The following is a 15,390-nucleotide window of genomic DNA, read 5'->3' on the forward strand; positions in this document are numbered from 1 at the left end:
CCGGCTCACTGCGAGCCGCGGAACCCCGGCCCCTCGACGATCAGCCCGGCGACCAGCGCCCCCGACATGCCCGCGTGGGGCAGACCGCCGCCCGGATGCGACCAGCCGCCGACCGCGAAGAGCCCCGGCAGCCGCGTGGTGTTGGCCGGGTGCAGGAACCCGCCGCCGGCCGCCGCGAGGGCCGGAGCGGGCACCGCGCCGCCGTCGGACCCCGTCGCCTCGGCCACGTCCGCCGGCGTGCGCACCTCGTGCCACAGGAGCCGGTCCCGCAGGCCGGGGACGGCGGCCTCGGCGTGGTCGATGAGACGCTCCGCCTCGGCCGGGGTGATCTCCAGATGCGCCGGCGCCGTCACCGTGAGGGTCACCGCCTCGTGCGCGTCGTCCGGCACGAGGCCCGGGTCGTCGGGGCGCAGCACCGTGACGGTGGGGGCGGCGGCGAGGCCGGGACGCTCCCCGAAGAGGCGGTCGAGCTCGGCCCCGCGGTCCGCCGCGTGCACCACCGTGCGGTGCGGGGCGGACCCGGGGCGGCCCCCGGACAGGGCCAGCAGGACCGTCAGGCGGCTCGGGGTCCCCGAGCGGCCCGGCACGTCGCCCCGCGCCCGCAGGTCCACGCCGCCGGGCGCCAGGCGGTCCAGCGCGGTGGACGCGACGCCCGCGACCACGAAGTCCGCCTCCCGCGCCGTGCCGTCCGCCAGCTCGACGCCCGCCGCGCGGCCGTCCTTCTCCACGATCCGTGTCACCGCCGCGCCGAACACGAACTCGACCCGCCGGGCCACGCACCGCTCGTACAGCGCACGGGCCAGCGCGCGCATGCCGCCCCGCACCGCCCAGACGCCGAAGGTCTGCTCCATGTACGGCAGGACGGCCGCGCTCGCCGGGGTCGTGCGCGGGTCGAGGCCGTGCGCCAGGGCGAAGTGTTCGAGCAGCGCCACGAGCCGCGGGTCGCCGCCCAGTTCCAGAGCGCCGATCTCGGCGAGCGTGGCCGCGCTGCGGTCGCGGCGCAGCAGCCGCTTGTGGACCACGGCGGGATACGGCTCGCGCTCGCCGAGCACCTGCCAGTCCTCGAAGAGGGGCTCCTCAAGGAGCGGGCGGCGGGCGCGGTCCCAGGTCTCCCGCGCGCGGTTCATGAACGCCGCCCAGCGGGCGCCCGAACCGTCGCCGAGCGCCTTGTCCAGGGCCTCGCCGATGCCCGCGCGCGAGGCGTTCGGCAGGTCGGTCACGGTGCCGTCCGCGAAGACGTGCCGCACGGCGGGCTCGACCTGCGTGAGCTCGACGCACTGCTCCAGGGGTTCCTTGCCGGTCTTGACGAACACGTCGCGGTAGACCGCGGGGAGCGGGAGCAGTCCCGGCCCCGTGTCGAAGGCGAAGCCGTCCCGCTCGAAGCGGCCGAGCGCGCCGCCGTATGTCTCCCCGCGTTCACACACCACCACCCGGTGGCCCGCGACGGCGAGCCGGGCGGCGGCCGTCATCGCGCCCATCCCGGCGCCGATCACCACAATCCGTGCCATGCCAGGGACTTTATCGGCCGCCACTGACAGCGCCGCCGGAGCCCCGTGACGCCGTGATCAGCCCGGCGGCGGTCCCGCCCGGCCCGCGAGCCGCTTCTCCTCGCGCCGCTGCGCCCTGCGCCGCAGGAACCTGCGGATGCGGGACACGAGGAAGAACAGGAGGAAGAGGCCGAGCAGCAGGAGCACGCCCGCGATGACGGCGGCGGCCTCCGGGTAGAACATCGCGAAGGAGACGACCCCGCCGACCCCGAGGTCCTCCGCGACGCTCAGCGCGACGTTGCTGAACGGCTCCGGCGAGGTGTTGACCGCCATCCGCGTCCCCGCCTTCACCGCGTGGCTGGCGAGCGCGGTCGAGCCGCCGACCGCCCCCGCGGCCAGATCGGGGAGCGAACCGCTCTGGCCCGCGAGCAGCGCCCCGACCACGGCTCCGGAGACCGGCCGGATCACGGTGTGCACGGAGTCCCACGCCGAGTCGACGTAGGGGATCTTGTCGGCGACGGCCTCGCAGAGGAACAGCGCTCCGGCGACGATCAGGACGTCCGTCCGCTGGAGCGCCTCCGGGACCTCGTCACTGACGCCGGTCGCGCCGAAGACGCCGAGCAGCAGGACAACGGCGTACGCGTTGATCCCGCTCGCCCAGCCGCTGGTGAACACCAGGGGGAGTACGGACACGGACGTGATCGTAACCAGTCGCGGGCCGGCCGGTCTGGGGGTGCGCGCGCACGCGTGAGTATCCGTACCTAGGAGAAGAGATGAGTACGCGTGCGGATGGGCCCCCACCTGCAAAGACGGAAGAGTGAGGGCCACGGAGAAGGGCGTGGCGCCGGTACCGCCGACACGGGGCGGCGGAACGGCGCCGCACCCTTGGCCGCTCCTCCCGCCGCGAGGCGGGGGCGAGGCACGGGGGTGACTCGGGGGACGACCACACGGGGGTCGCACGGGGGTCACGGGGGATGTGAGAGGCGCCGGTCCGGCGCCGCCTGGAGAACAGGTGGCGACGGACCGGCGCTGTCATTCCGCGCCGCTCTCCGCCGGCGCGCCGTCCCCCTCCGCCCCCCGCGCGGTCATCCGGCGGGACCACGGCGCGTGCCGCTACGCGCGCGTGCCGCTCACCCGGCCCTGGAGCAGCCGGGACAGCGCCGCGTGCACGTCGTCCAGCGAGCGCTCGGGCTGGAAGGCCTGCCAGTCCAGGGCCGCGACCAGCACCATGCCGACGAGCGCGGCGGCCGTCAGCGGGACATCGATCTCCTCGCTCAGCTCGCCGTTCCCCACGCCCGCCCGCAGCACGTCCTCGACGACCGCGACCGCCCGCTGCCTGACCACCATGAGGGTGGACTGCCAGGCCCGGTTGGTCCGCCAGAGCTCGGCCACGTACAGCTGTGTGAAGGCCGGGTAGCGGTCGATGAAGACCAGGCCCGCCCTGATCATCGCGTCCAGGGCGTCGACCTTGCTGCCGCCCGCCCTGTCCGTGCCGTCGGCCGCCTCCTTCAGGGAGGCGGTCAGCAGGCCGACACCGTGCCGCAGAAGCTCTTCGAAGAGGACGGATTTGCTCGCGAAGTTGTAGTAGACGGTGCCCTTCGCGACCCCCGCACGCTCGGCGATCTCGTCGACGGTCGTCGCGGAGAAGCCCTGTTCCGCGATGAGGGTGACGGCGGCCTCGTAGAGCTTCTGCCGGGTGGCCTCTCGCCTGCTGCCGGCTGTGCTGCTGTCCATGGCCCCGATTCTCACAGGTCGGCCCGCCCCCGCGGCGCCGGCTCCGGGCGCACCCGGCCCAGGCCTGACCACCCCCCGCCCGCAGGGGTGAAATGCCAGGTCAGGGCCGATTGTCAGTGGGGTACTCCACTATGGGCACATACGGCCACCGTGCCGTCACACGACGACAGGAGGTTCGTCATGGCCAGCTCTTCCGCAGCAGCCGCACGCCGGCACCGCGCCGGCGGGGCCGCTTCCTCACTGACCGGCCCGGCGAGCGATGTCCACCCCGTCCTGCGCCGCGCGACCGCCCCGCCCGCCGCCCTCGATCTGCTCGCCCAGGCCCGTGCCGGGATCGAAGAGGCGGCCCGCCTCGACGCCCCGAACGAGCGCTATGCCACCGCCCACCTCGCCGCCCTGCGCACCGCGGCCGCCGTCCTCGCCGCGCGCGGCCGCCCCGAGACGACCCCGCGCCGCAGGCAGCGCATCCGAAGCGCCTGGGAAGTCCTGCCCGAGATAGCACCCGAACTGACCGAGTGGAGCGCCCTCTTCGCCTCCGGCGCCGCCCGCAGGGCCCGCGCCGAGGCCGGCATCCGGGGCGCCGCCACCGCCCGCGCCGCCGACGACCTGCTGCGGGACGTGGCGATGTTCCTGCGTCTGGTCGAGCGGATGCTGGTCCTCCAGCCCGTGCTGCCCCAACCGAGGCAGGAGCCGCCGGAGGCGGGAGAGGGGCCGCCCGACGCGAGCTGACCGGGCGTCCCGTGGTGCGGGACGGGTGACCGGGCACCGGGCGGCAGGCAATAGGGTGGGGTTTGTTCTCACCCCACGCGCCGAGGAGTCAACTGCCGTGTCGGACCCGATGCGCCCGCCCGTCTCCCACCACCACCCGCAGACGGCGTCGTTGCGCTCCGACCCCTCCCGTCCCCGCGCCTCTCTCCGCACCGCCGTGGTCTGGGACGTCCTGAAGGACGCCCTCGACCGCCGCGTCAAGGTCACGGGCCGGGAGTCGCGCTCCGAGCTGGACGTGCTCGACACCGGGGGCGGCAGCGGCAACTTCGCGGTGCCCGTCGCCCGCCTCGGGCACCGGGTCACGGTCGTCGACCCCAGCCCGAACGCGCTCTTCGCGCTGGAGCGCCGGGCCGCCGAGGCCGGCGTCGCCGACCGGGTGCGCGGCGTCCAGGGCGATGTGCTCGGCCTCTTCGACGTGGTCGGACGCGGCGGCTTCGACGCCGTCCTGTGCCACGGCGTCCTGGAGTACGTGGACGACCCGGCCGAGGGCGTGCGCCTCGCCGTCGACGCGCTGCGCCCCGGCGGCATCCTCAGCCTGCTCGGCGCCGGACTCGGCGGCGCCGTGCTGGCGCGCGCCCTCGCGGGCCACTTCACGGAGGCGCGGACGGCTCTCGCCGACCCGGCGGGCCGCTGGGGCGAGGGCGACCCCGTGCCGCGCCGCTTCACCGCCGAGCAGCTCACCGCGCTCGTCGAGGCCGCGGGCGTCCGCGTCGACGCGGTGCACGGCGTCCGGGTCTTCGCCGACCTGGTGCCCGGCGTCCTCGTGGACACCGAGCCCGGGGCCATGGAAGCCCTCCTCCAGCTGGAGGCCGCGGCGGCCGAGCTGCCCGCCTTCCACTCCGTGGCCACGCAGCTGCATGTGCTCGGCGAGGTCCGTGAGGCGGCCGGAGTCTGAGGGTGCGCCGGTGGCCGCCCCCGCTGATCAGCGGCGCAGCGGCACATGGAGTACGCCACAGGCCCCCCGAACGGGCTACCGGAGCCGTATGATCGAGGGATACCGGCCTGCATGACAGTCCGGCGGCTGGGGAATGCACGCTTCAGCGAGCCGGAGGGGCACGAAGGTCCGGTTTGGCGAAGTTGGCGCAGAGGGGCGGGTTTCACGGGGGCGATTCCCTGCCTATCCTGAAGGGGACCCCCGGTCGCCCCGGCGACTGCACGATGAGGAGGACTCCGTGCCGCTCTCGGAGCACGAGCAGCGCATGCTCGAGCAGATGGAGCGAGCGCTGTACGCCGAAGATCCCAAGTTCGCGACAGCGCTTGAGGGAAGCGGGCTGCGTACGTACACCCGGAAGCGGGTCTACCAAGCGGTCGTGGGCTTCCTGGTGGGCATCGCCCTTCTCATGGCCGGAATGGTCGCCCAGCAGATCTGGATCAGCGTGGTGGGGTTCCTCGTCATGCTGGGCTGCGCGGTCCTCGCCGTCACGGGTTGGCGCAAGGCCCCGAAACCCGGTGAGCAGGGTCAGGGCGCGGCCACCGCGCAGGGCGGGCCACAGGCCCGACGGCAGACACGGCAGCGCCGCTCCGTCATGGACCGTATCGAACAGCGCTGGCAGCGCCGCCGCGACGAGCAGGGCGGCCAGTGAGCCGGACCGGGCCGGACCGGGTCCGGCCCGCCGAGATGTGATGTGTGAGGGGTGACCGCCACCGGGCGGTCACCCCTCACACGTATGTATGGACACGCATAGGTATGGCCACGGACGCGCGGGGCCTCGCGTGGATGGCCACGCATGCGCGGGCCCTCGCGTGCGCGGCGGCCGGGCCCCTCGCCGGGGCCCGGCCCTCAGCCCCTCTGCTGGGCCCGGCGAGGCAGCTTGTCCGTCAGCGACGTCCACCGCTTGGTGATCCGCCCGCTCCACCGCTCGGTCAAGGCCGACCAGCATTCCGAGGCAGCCCACACCACCCGAGCGGTCGAACGCGGGGCCAGCGTCGCCCGCAGCCGGACGGCACGGGTCGCCGAGGCGCGCAACCCCTGCCGTATCCGCCGCACGTCGTCGGAGAGCCCCGACACGGGCTGCGGGACGGGGGCGTAGAGCACCTGCTCCACCGCGGTCGCCAGCCGGTGCGCGGCCGCCGCGGACTCCGCCGACAGCCTGCCGACGCGGACGATCCGGGCGGCGGCCTTGCGGGGCGTGAGGGAGTCGTCCGGCAGGATGCCGTGGTCCCAGGCCGTGTCCGTCACCTCCAGCCAGGCGGCGAGGGTCCGGGCCGCCGCGGCCTCCGGCGTGGGACCGGCGCCCCCGCGGGCCCGGACACCCGGACCCGGAGCGTGCGGCCCGGCCGCCAGCCGCACCGACTGCACCCGCGTCCGCCACAGCAGCGGCGACAGGAACGCGAACAGCAGGAGCAGCCCGGCCACCGAGAGCGCCACGATCCTGCCCACGGGCGGCCCGTCGTCGCCCGAACCGGCCGCGGCCTCCGGAACGGCGCCGGCGCAGCCGCCCTGCCGCGCCTGGTCGCGCGAGCAGCTCTCCGACGCCGAGGGCGCGGCCGAAGGCTCGTCCGAGGCCGAGGGCTCCGGGGTGTCGGGGTCGCTCGTGTCGTCGGGGGCGACGTCGGAGCGGGTGTACTCCGGCACCGAGCCGCGGTTGGGCGTGGGCTCGAAGCGGGTCCAGCCCACGCCCTCGAAGTACAGCTCGGGCCAGGCGTGCGCGTCCCGCAGCCCCACCGACATGGTGCCGTCGGCCTGCGCGGAGCCCGGCGTGAAGCCCACCGCGACGCGGGCCGGGATGCCGAGCGTCCGCGCCATGGAGGCCATCGCGAAGGAGAAGTGGACGCAGAAGCCCTCCTTCTGCTCCAGGAACCTCCGGATCGCCGAAGGACCACTGCCCGCCCTGACCTGCGTGTTGTACGTGAAGCCACCGTCGGAGGCGAAGTAGTCCTGGAGCTTGACCGCCTGCTCGTACGGGTTCGCGGCGCCCTTGGTGACCTGGCGGGCCCGGTCCGCGACCATCCCCGGCAGGGAGTCGGGGACCTCGGTGAACTCCTCCCGCAGCTCCTCGGGCGGCGCGGAGGCGTTCGCGAGCTGCTGGGCCGTGGGCTCCACGACCAGGCTCGTGACCTGGTACTTCGCGCCCCGTGTGGTCTGGCCCCGGTCGCCGACGAGGGCGCGGCCCACGGGCTCGTACCGCCAGCGGCCGTCGATCCGCACACGGCTGGCGGGGAAGGGCATGGGCAGCCAGTTCTGCGCGTACCCGTCGGAGGCCGAGATGCTGGTGTCGACCTCGCTCCTGCGCACGTCGGCGTTGAGCCCCTGGGGGGTCGGCAGGGGCGAGGGCACGTCCTCGATCTGCCGCACGGTCGTCTTCCAGGTCGTGCCGTCGAACTTGTCGAGCGAGACGATGCGCAGATACTGGTCGTTGGTCTGCTCGGCGTTCGTGCGGTACGAGATGACCTCGCGGTCCTCCGGCTGGTTCAGGCTGTCCTGGAGCGCGACCAGCGGGTTCACGGCGGAGATCGTCCCGCCGCCGCCCGGGCCGCCGCCACCGGGGCCGCCCTCACCGCCCAGCAGGCCGCCGTCGAGGGAGGGCAGCGCGAGCGGCACCACCAGGGCGATGCCGAGGGCCAGGGCGCCGATGCGCCGTCCGGTGCGGACCGGGGCGATCGCCCCGGTGCTGCTCTCCAGGCCCCCGGAGACGCGCCCCGGGGCCCGCGCCGCGCCGCCGAACACTCGGCCCCACTGCGAGAGCCTGTCGCGGCCCTCCGCGAGCAGGAGCAGCAGATATCCGGAGGCGGCCAGCAGGAACCACAGCCAGCCGGCGCCGTCGCCGGAGAGGCCCGCCGCCACCGAGTACAGCGCGAGCAGTGGGAGCCCGGCCGGAGCCGCCGTGCGGAAGGTCACCGCGAGGGCGTCCACCGCGAGGCCTATCACCAGGACGCCGCCGACCAGCATCAGCCGGATGCCGTCGCTGAGCGGCGCCGGGATCGCGTACCGGCCGACGTCGGCGCCGCCCGCCTCCAGGAGCAGCCCGAAGTGGCGGAACACCTCGGGCCCCGGCAGGAACCCCGCGACGGCCTGCGGGCGCGCGAAGACCAGGGTGAGCAGCAGCAGCGTCACCAGTGCCTGCACGGCCACGGTGAGCGGCCTGGCCAGCGGCGCCCGCCGGGCCAGCGCGCCCACCCCGCTCTGCAGCGCCAGCAGGAACGCCGCCTGCAGGAACCACGTCGCGGGCTCGACGAGCGGCAGCAGCGCGCTCGACGCCATCAGCGTGGCCGCCGTGGCGCAGAGCGCGAGCCGCGCGCGTCCACTCATGACCGTCCCCCCACTGTCGTACGTACGCTCTGCGCGGCCGGGCCCGTCATGCCCAGCCCCCGGTGGTCGTGCCCGTGGCGGGCGCGGGGCCCGTGCTGGTGCGGGCGTGGTCGGCCTGGCGCCACAGGTCGGCCAGGCTCGCGCCGGGCGGCACGGAAAGGGCCGTCCAGCCCGCCTCGCGCAGCATCCGCACGCGCGCGTCACCGGCGTCGGAGGAGCTGCTGCCCGGGCCCTGCGCCCAGGCCGCGCCGTCCAGGACGAAGGCGACCGCGGAGCCGCTGCGCCGACGCATCTTGGCGACCACCGCCGCCTGCTCCTCGTCGAGATCGCCGAGGAAGGCGACGAGGAGGCCTTCGTTGCCCCCGCGCAGGACGTCGTAGGCGCGGGAGAGTCCGGCGCCGTCGGAGTGGTCGATCACCGCGAGGGTGTCCATCATCAGCCCGGCCGCGTCCGCCGACTCCTGGCCGGTGCCCGCGAAGCCGTCCGAGCCCTCGCCGGGCACCGAGGTCCCGGTGTCGGTGAGCAGCCGGACGGAGAAGCCGCGCTCCAGCATGTGCACCAGCGTGGACGCGGTGCCCGACACCGCCCACTCGAAGGCGGAGTCGGGGCCCGCGCCCCGGAAGCCGGCGCCCCGGGTGTCCAGGAGCACCGTGCAGCGGGCGCGCTGCGGCTGCTCCTCGCGGCGGACCATCAGCTCGCCGTAGCGCGCGGTGGAGCGCCAGTGCACCCGGCGCAGGTCGTCGCCGTGGCGGTACCCGCGCGGGATGACGTCGTCCTCGCCGGCGAGGGCCAGCGAGCGGTTGCGCCCGTCGCCGTACCCCTTGGCCTCGCCGGTGAGCCGCACCGGGGGCAGCGCCTCCACACGCGGGATGACGGTGAGGGTGTCGTACGTCGAGAAGGACCGCGTCAGTTCGCACATCCCGAACGGGTCGGACAGGCGCAGTTGCAGCGGGCCGAGCGGATAGCGTCCGCGCAGGTCGGAGCGGACGCGGTAGGACACCTCGCGGCGGCCGCCCGCCTCGACGCGGTCGAGCACGAACCGGGGCCGGGGGCCGAGGACGTACGGCACGCGGTCCTGGAGCATCAGGAGCCCGGTGGGCAGCCGGGAGACGTTGTCCATCCGCAGGTGGACGCGGGCCTCGGAGCCTGCGGGCACGCGCGCGGGGGAGAGCCTGCGGCTGCCCGCGACGCGGTAGCGGGTGCGGAAGAGGACGACGGCGCAGACCAGCGGCAGCACGGCGAGCAGCAGCCCGACCCGCAGCAGGTCGCTCTGGCCGAGGACATAGGCGCAGATGGCGGCGGCGACACCGGCCGCGAGGAAGGAGCGCCCGCGCGTGGTCAGACCCGCGAGAGCCGTGCGCAGCCCGCCCTTGTCGTCGTCGGCGGGGCCGTCGGGCCGCCCCCCGGCGGCCATCAGAGCCTCCGGGCGCCGGGCGGCTGCTGGTCGAAGTAGCCGCCGGGGGCGGGCTGGGCGGCGGCGGGGACCGGGGTGTGCCGAAGGATCTCCAGGACGACCTGCTCGGCCGTGCGCCGGTTCAACTGGGCCTGGGCCGTGGGCAGCAGGCGGTGCGCGAGGACCGCGACGGCCAGCGCCTGCACGTCGTCGGGGAGGGCGAACTCCCGGCCGCTGAGGGCGGCGGAGGCCTTGGCGGCGCGCAGCAGGTGCAGCGTCGCGCGCGGGGAGGCCCCGAGTCTCAGGTCCGGGTGGCTGCGGGTCGCCGCGACCAGGTCCACCGCGTATCTGCGCACGGTGTCGGCGACATGGACGGTGCGGACGGCGTCGATGAGCTTGACGATCTCGTGGGCGTGCGCCACCGGCTGGAGGTCGTCGAGGGGGGAGACGCCGCCGTGGACGTCGAGCATCCGCAGCTCGGCCTCCGGGCCCGGATAACCGATGGAGACGCGGGCCATGAAGCGGTCGCGCTGCGCCTCCGGCAGGGGGTAGGTGCCCTCCATCTCCACCGGGTTCTGGGTGGCGACCACCATGAACGGACTGGGCAGTTCGTAGGTCTGCCCGTCGATGGTGACCTGGCGCTCCTCCATGGACTCGAGGAGCGCCGACTGGGTCTTCGGCGAGGCGCGGTTGATCTCGTCGCCGATCACGATCTGCGCGAAGATCGCGCCGGGCTTGAACTCGAAGTCCCTGCGCTGCTGGTCGAAGATGGACACACCCGTGATGTCCGAGGGCAGCAGATCCGGCGTGAACTGGATCCGCCGCACCGAGCAGTCGATGGACCGCGCGAGCGCCTTGGCCAGCATGGTCTTGCCGACGCCCGGCACGTCCTCGATGAGCAGGTGCCCCTCGGCGAGCAGCACGGTCAGCGAAAGCCGTACGACCTCCGGCTTGCCCTCGATCACACCCTCCACCGATCCGCGGACGCGCTCCGCGGTGGTGGTCAGATCAGTGAGGCTCGCTCGATCGTCATAGGTCGTCACCCGGCCCTCCTCGGCCCTTCCCCACGCTCTCAAGGAGCAGGGATTACCCCATTTCCGGGCCGCTCGTCGCGCGCGGCCCGGTCCACCCCGAATTCACCGGCGCCACGCGTGATGGTTCCGCGTGGCGCCACCCCCGCATTGTTGTTTGGCATACGGGGTCGTGTCACTCGCCTGTGGATAAGTCGCGCCGATTTGTCGGGTCTTACGACTCTTTGTCGGTCACGCGCGGTGTCACGCGGGGGCGACCTCGCGCAGGAGGCCCGTCTTCACGTCGAACACGAAACCGCGTACGTCGTCGGTGTGGAGCAGGAAGGGCGAGGTCTGCACGCGGCGGATGGACTGCCGGACGTCCTGGTCGACGTCGCGGAACGACTCCACCGCCCAGGCGGGACGCTGCCCGACCTCCATCTCCAGGTCGTGCCGGAACTCCTCGGTGAGGGATTCGAGGCCGCAGGTGGTGTGGTGGATCAGGGCCACGCTGCGGGTGCCGAGGGCGCGCTGGCTGATGGTGAGCGAGCGGATGACGTCGTCGGTGACGACGCCGCCCGCGTTGCGGATGGTGTGGCAGTCGCCCAGTTCGAGGCCGAGCGCCTCGTGCAGGTCCAGGCGCGCGTCCATGCAGGCGACGACGGCGACCCGCAGGACGGGGCGGGCGTCCATGCCGGGGTCGGTGAAGTCGGCGGCGTACCTCTTGTTGGCTTCGACCAGGCGGTCGGTGACCGTGCCGACGGCTATGTCGCCGTGCGGCTCTGCGGGAGTGGGGCCCGAGGGAGATGCGGAAGTCGACATGGAGATGACGTTAGTCCGCACTGATCCTCCCGGGGCCTCGTGAGAAGGGACAAAGAATGCCAAAGACTCTTGTTGTGAGGTAAAGCACAGGAGTGCCGCGAGGGCCGTCGATCAAGTGATGATCAGGTATTTTCTCCCTTTCCTCCCCTTCATCGGCGCGGTACGCGACGCGCATCCCGGTTGATTGACCGCGAGACACGGTGGACTAAAGTGACGCGAAGCGGGAGACGCGACCTGCTCCCTGCTGGACCGCACATCCCGGGGGTTTCCCGAAACCCCCACGTGCGCGGCGCGTACGTACGGCTCGGCCTCCTCCCGCTCCGGTCGGCTGACGCCACTTCCCCGGCGCCGGCAGGCCATTCCCCTTCACGGAGCGGGCGGGGACCCGGCAGTGCGTGACGACGCCGCGCCGGACCTGAGAGGGCCCCTTGACCGAGAACAGCCGACACGTCCCGGTGATGCTCCAGCGGTGCCTGGACATGTTGGCCCCCGCGCTCGCCGAACCGGGCGCGGTCGTCGTCGACTGCACCCTCGGCCTCGGCGGCCACAGCGAGGCCCTGCTCTCCACCTTCCCCGCCGCCCGCCTCATCGCCCTGGACCGCGACAAGGAGGCCCTGCGCCTCTCCGGTGAGCGGCTCGCCCCCTTCGGCGACCGGGCCACCCTCGTGCACGCCGTCTACGACGAACTGCCCGAGGTGCTCGACCGTCTCGGCGTCCCGCGCGTGCAGGGCGTCCTGTTCGACCTCGGCGTCTCCTCCATGCAACTCGACGAGGCCGACCGCGGGTTCGCGTACGCCCAGGACGCGCCCCTGGACATGCGCATGGACCAGACGACCGGCATGAGCGCCGCCGAGGTCCTCAACACCTACGCCCCCGGCGAACTGGTGCGGATCCTGCGCGCCTACGGCGAGGAGAAGCAGGCCAAGCGGATCGTGAGCGCCGTCGTGCGCGAGCGCGAGAAGGAGCCGTTCACCAACAGCGCCCGCCTCGTCGAACTGATCCGCGACGCCCTGCCGCAGGCCGCCAAGCGCACCGGCGGCAACCCCGCCAAGCGCACCTTCCAGGCCCTGCGCATCGAGGTCAACGGCGAGTTGAGCGTCCTGGAGCGGGCCGTCCCCGCGGCCGTGAAGGCGCTCGCCGTCGGCGGCCGCATCGCCGTCCTGTCGTACCACTCGCTCGAAGACCGGCTGGTCAAACAGGTGTTCGCGGCGGGCGCGGCGAACACCGCCCCCGCCGGCCTGCCCGTGGTCCCCGAGCGCTACCAGCCGCGGCTCAAGCTCCTGACCCGCGGCGCCGAACTGCCCACAGAGGAAGAGGTCGCGGAGAACCGCAGGGCCGCGCCCGCCCGGCTGCGCGGCGCCCAGCGCGTGCGCGAAGACGTCGGGTGAGCCGCAAGGCCCGCACGAGGCGCGCCGGGCCGTAAGGCCAGGCCCCATGAAGCAGAGTCCGCGAGGAGGCTCCATGAGCAAGAAACCCGAGCTGCGGGGGAGGGCCGCCCGCCTCGCGCGACTGCTGCCGCAGGGCCCGGCCGCCCAGGCCGCGCGGGCCCCCTTCGTCCTCCTCGTCGTGCTCCTCCTCGGCGGCGGCCTGATCGTGCTGCTCATCCTGAACTCCTCGCTCAACGAAGGCTCCTTCCAGCTCAGCGAGATGAGGAAGCGGACCAAGGACCTCACGGAGGAGGAGCAGCAGCTCAAGCGCGAGGTGGACGGCTTCGCGGCCCCCGAGGCCCTCCAGCGCCGCGCCGACGAGCTCGGCATGGTCCCCGGCGGCGACCCCGCCTTCCTCGACCCCGACGGAACCGTGCGCGGCGCGCCCGGCGCCGCCGCCGGCCCACCCGCGCCCCGCCCGCAGGGAGCGGCGGCCCCGGTCGCCACCGCACCGGCCCCGCCCGCCCCGCGGCCGGCCGCCCTCCCGGCGCCCCCGCCCACGACGCCCCCCGGCAGGTGATGACAAGTGTCCGACAGGGAACCCCCGCGGCGTCGCGTGCCAGGACCCGCCAAGCCCGTGCGCCCCGCCGCGTCCCGCCGCCCGGCGTCCGGCAAGCGGCCCGCGCCGGGCAAGCGCCCCGCCGCGCGCCGCCCCGCGGGCAAGGGCAGGGCCCGCACCATCCGCCTCGGCAGCCCGCGGCCCCGGCTGCGCATGGTCAGCCTCGGCCTGACCCTGGTGATGCTCGCCTTCGTCGTACGGCTGCTCCAGGTGCAGGCCGTCGACGCCGACGCGTACGCGGCCAAGGCCGAGAAGAACCGCTATTTCACCCACACCCTGACGCCCGAGCGCGGGCGCATCACCGACCGCGCCGGCGTGGAACTCGCCGCCAGCGTGGACGCGTACGACATCACGGCCGACCCCTCGCTGTTCACGCCGAAGGAGGCCGGGACCAAGGACGCGCCCGAGCAGGCGGCCGCGCTCCTGGCGCCCATCCTCGGCATGGACGCGGGCAAGATCACCGCGAAGCTGAAGACCCCCGACACGCGCTACGTCCTGCTGGCCCGCCGCCAGACCCCCCAGGTGTGGAAGCAGATCAAGGACCTGCGCGGGGCGCTCGCCGAGAAGGCCACCGCCGACCCCGGCTCGCCGAACGTGCTGGCGGGCGTCCTCGCGGACCCCAGCAGCAAGCGGGTCTACCCCAACGACGAGCTGGCCGCCGGGATACTGGGCTGGGTCAACGCCGAGGGCAAGGGCGCGGGCGGCCTCGAACAGAAGCTCAACAAGGAGCTCGCAGGCGAGGCGGGCAAGGTCCGCTACGCCCAGTCCGGTGGCCGGCGCGTGCCGACCGCGGGCTCCACGGAGACGCCCGCCGTGCCCGGCTCCGACGTCGAGCTCACCATCGACCGCGACATCCAGTGGGCCGCGCAGAACGCCATCAGCCAGCAGGTCGAGAAGTCCGGGGCCGACCGCGGCTACGTGATAGTGCAGGACACGCGGACCGGCGAGGTCCTCGCGATGGCCAACGCGCCCGGCTTCGACCCCAACGACCTCTCGCGGGCCGACGGGGCCGCCCTCGGCAACGCCGCGCTCCAGGACGCCTTCGAGCCCGGCTCCACCGCCAAGGTCATGTCGATGGCCGCGGTCCTCGAGGAGAACGCGGCCACGCCCGGCACCCATGTGACCGTGCCCAACCGGCTGCACCGCGGCGACCGCCTCTTCCAGGACGACATCGACCACCCCACCTGGCACCTCACGCTCAACGGCGTGCTCGCCAAGTCCTCCAACATCGGCACCATCCTCGCCACCGGAGAACTGGGCAAGACGCAGAAGAAGGCCAACGAGGTCCTCCACTCCTATCTGCACAAGTTCGGCATCGGCAGGGAGACCGGCCTCGGCTTCCCCGGCGAGACGTCCGGCATCTTCGCGCCCGCCGACAAGTGGTCGACGTCGCAGCAGTACACGATCCCGTTCGGCCAGGGCTTCTCGATCAACGCCATGCAGGCGACCTCGGTCTACTCGACCATCGCCAACAACGGCGTACGCGTGCAGCCCACGCTCGTGCGCGGCACGAAGGGCCCCGACGGCCGCTTCACCCCCGCGCCGAAGCCGAAGAAGACCCGCGTGGTGAGCGCCACGACCGCCAAGACCCTGGCGCGGATGCTGGAGTCGGTGGTCGACGACGAGGAGGGCACCGGCAACAAGGCCCGCATCCCCGGCTACCGCGTCGCGGGCAAGACGGGCACGGCCAACCGGGTCGACCCCGTGACCGGCCGCTACAAGGGGTACACCTCGTCGTTCGCCGGCTTCGCGCCGGCCGACAAGCCGCGCGTCACCGTCTACTGCGCCATCCAGAACGCCACCCGGGGCAGCTACTTCGGCGGCCAGATCTGCGGCCCCATCCACAAGAAAGTCATGGAGTTCGCCCTCAAGACGCTCCAAGTCCCGCCCACCGGCAAGGGCCCGGCCCGCCTGCCGGTGACCTTCTGAAGCCGCGGACCG

At 73.9% G+C, this 15,390-nt stretch carries 13 protein-coding genes; 6 read left to right on the forward strand and 7 right to left on the reverse strand.

Annotation, left to right across the window (positions count from 1 at the left end; translation table 11 throughout):
- Positions 1-5 precede the first annotated feature (5 nt).
- From DCW30_RS32545 to DCW30_RS32555, 3 genes are all read right to left on the reverse strand, one after another.
- A complete protein-coding gene (locus DCW30_RS32545) occupies positions 6-1,508 on the reverse strand; it encodes a phytoene desaturase family protein (protein WP_076686727.1) in 1,503 nt (500 codons plus the stop codon).
- A 57-nt stretch (positions 1,509-1,565) separates the two neighbouring features.
- On the reverse strand, positions 1,566-2,180 hold the full coding sequence (locus tag DCW30_RS32550; RefSeq protein WP_062781137.1) for a DUF4126 domain-containing protein: 615 nt from the start codon (positions 2,178-2,180) through the stop codon (positions 1,566-1,568).
- A gap of 420 nt (positions 2,181-2,600) precedes the next feature.
- On the reverse strand, positions 2,601-3,221 hold the full coding sequence (locus DCW30_RS32555) for a TetR/AcrR family transcriptional regulator (RefSeq protein ID WP_062781139.1): 621 nt from the start codon (positions 3,219-3,221) through the stop codon (positions 2,601-2,603).
- Positions 3,222-3,401: 180 nt separating this feature from the next.
- Between DCW30_RS32555 and DCW30_RS32560 the strand changes: the two genes are divergently transcribed.
- The 3 genes from DCW30_RS32560 (at position 3,402) to DCW30_RS32570 (ending at position 5,572) form a co-directional block, all read left to right on the forward strand.
- Positions 3,402-3,950: an SAV_6107 family HEPN domain-containing protein gene (locus DCW30_RS32560; protein WP_062781141.1), complete on the forward strand. Its 549-nt coding sequence runs from the start codon at positions 3,402-3,404 to the stop codon at positions 3,948-3,950.
- A 97-nt stretch (positions 3,951-4,047) separates the two neighbouring features.
- Positions 4,048-4,884, forward strand: coding sequence for a methyltransferase (locus DCW30_RS32565; RefSeq protein ID WP_062781144.1), 837 nt, complete (start codon positions 4,048-4,050; stop codon positions 4,882-4,884).
- Positions 4,885-5,161: 277 nt separating this feature from the next.
- Positions 5,162-5,572 (forward strand): DUF3040 domain-containing protein, encoded by a 411-nt coding sequence (locus DCW30_RS32570; protein WP_076686728.1) that lies wholly within the window; start codon positions 5,162-5,164, stop codon positions 5,570-5,572.
- 197 nt (positions 5,573-5,769) lie between these two features.
- Here the strand turns inward: DCW30_RS32570 and DCW30_RS32575 are convergent, their stop codons facing one another.
- From DCW30_RS32575 to DCW30_RS32590, 4 genes are all read right to left on the reverse strand, one after another.
- The gene (locus DCW30_RS32575) at positions 5,770-8,238 is read right to left on the reverse strand and encodes a transglutaminase TgpA family protein (RefSeq protein ID WP_076686729.1); all 2,469 of its coding nucleotides are present in this window, start codon (positions 8,236-8,238) and stop codon (positions 5,770-5,772) included.
- Positions 8,239-8,284: 46 nt separating this feature from the next.
- On the reverse strand, positions 8,285-9,652 hold the full coding sequence (locus DCW30_RS32580) for a DUF58 domain-containing protein (RefSeq protein ID WP_076686730.1): 1,368 nt from the start codon (positions 9,650-9,652) through the stop codon (positions 8,285-8,287).
- The gene (locus tag DCW30_RS32585) at positions 9,652-10,674 is read right to left on the reverse strand and encodes an AAA family ATPase (RefSeq protein ID WP_076686731.1); all 1,023 of its coding nucleotides are present in this window, start codon (positions 10,672-10,674) and stop codon (positions 9,652-9,654) included. The genes DCW30_RS32580 and DCW30_RS32585 overlap by 1 nt, the downstream gene beginning before the upstream one ends.
- A gap of 231 nt (positions 10,675-10,905) precedes the next feature.
- Positions 10,906-11,463 (reverse strand): beta-class carbonic anhydrase, encoded by a 558-nt coding sequence (locus tag DCW30_RS32590; protein ID WP_062781153.1) that lies wholly within the window; start codon positions 11,461-11,463, stop codon positions 10,906-10,908.
- Between the two features lie 428 nt (positions 11,464-11,891).
- Here DCW30_RS32590 and rsmH point away from each other — a divergent pair, with 428 nt between their 5' ends.
- The 3 genes from rsmH to DCW30_RS32605 all read left to right on the forward strand — a co-directional run bounded on the left by rsmH (position 11,892) and on the right by DCW30_RS32605 (position 15,378).
- Positions 11,892-12,851: a 16S rRNA (cytosine(1402)-N(4))-methyltransferase RsmH gene (gene rsmH / locus DCW30_RS32595; RefSeq protein ID WP_103557505.1), complete on the forward strand. Its 960-nt coding sequence runs from the start codon at positions 11,892-11,894 to the stop codon at positions 12,849-12,851.
- Between the two features lie 73 nt (positions 12,852-12,924).
- Positions 12,925-13,410: a cell division protein FtsL gene (ftsL, locus tag DCW30_RS32600; RefSeq protein ID WP_062781155.1), complete on the forward strand. Its 486-nt coding sequence runs from the start codon at positions 12,925-12,927 to the stop codon at positions 13,408-13,410.
- Positions 13,411-13,416: 6 nt separating this feature from the next.
- The gene (locus tag DCW30_RS32605; RefSeq protein ID WP_076686733.1) at positions 13,417-15,378 is read left to right on the forward strand and encodes a peptidoglycan D,D-transpeptidase FtsI family protein; all 1,962 of its coding nucleotides are present in this window, start codon (positions 13,417-13,419) and stop codon (positions 15,376-15,378) included.
- The last annotated feature ends 12 nt before the right edge of the window (positions 15,379-15,390 follow it).

It is taken from the genome of Streptomyces alfalfae, assembly GCF_004127445.1.
Classification (GTDB): domain Bacteria; phylum Actinomycetota; class Actinomycetes; order Streptomycetales; family Streptomycetaceae; genus Streptomyces; species Streptomyces alfalfae.

Bases quoted from the DNA above. Each gene is read 5' to 3' on its own strand.
- DCW30_RS32545 (WP_076686727.1), bottom strand. From the start codon at position 1,508: ATGGCACGGATTGTGGTGATCGGCGCCGGGATGGGCGCGATGACGGCC.
- DCW30_RS32555 (WP_062781139.1), bottom strand. From the start codon at position 3,221: ATGGACAGCAGCACAGCCGGCAGCAGGCGAGAGGCCACCCGGCAGAAG.
- ftsL (WP_062781155.1), top strand. From the start codon at position 12,925: ATGAGCAAGAAACCCGAGCTGCGGGGGAGGGCCGCCCGCCTCGCGCGA.
- DCW30_RS32560 (WP_062781141.1), top strand. From the start codon at position 3,402: ATGGCCAGCTCTTCCGCAGCAGCCGCACGCCGGCACCGCGCCGGCGGG.
- DCW30_RS32590 (WP_062781153.1), bottom strand. From the start codon at position 11,463: ATGTCGACTTCCGCATCTCCCTCGGGCCCCACTCCCGCAGAGCCGCAC.
- DCW30_RS32580 (WP_076686730.1), bottom strand. From the start codon at position 9,652: ATGGCCGCCGGGGGGCGGCCCGACGGCCCCGCCGACGACGACAAGGGC.
- DCW30_RS32575 (WP_076686729.1), bottom strand. From the start codon at position 8,238: ATGAGTGGACGCGCGCGGCTCGCGCTCTGCGCCACGGCGGCCACGCTG.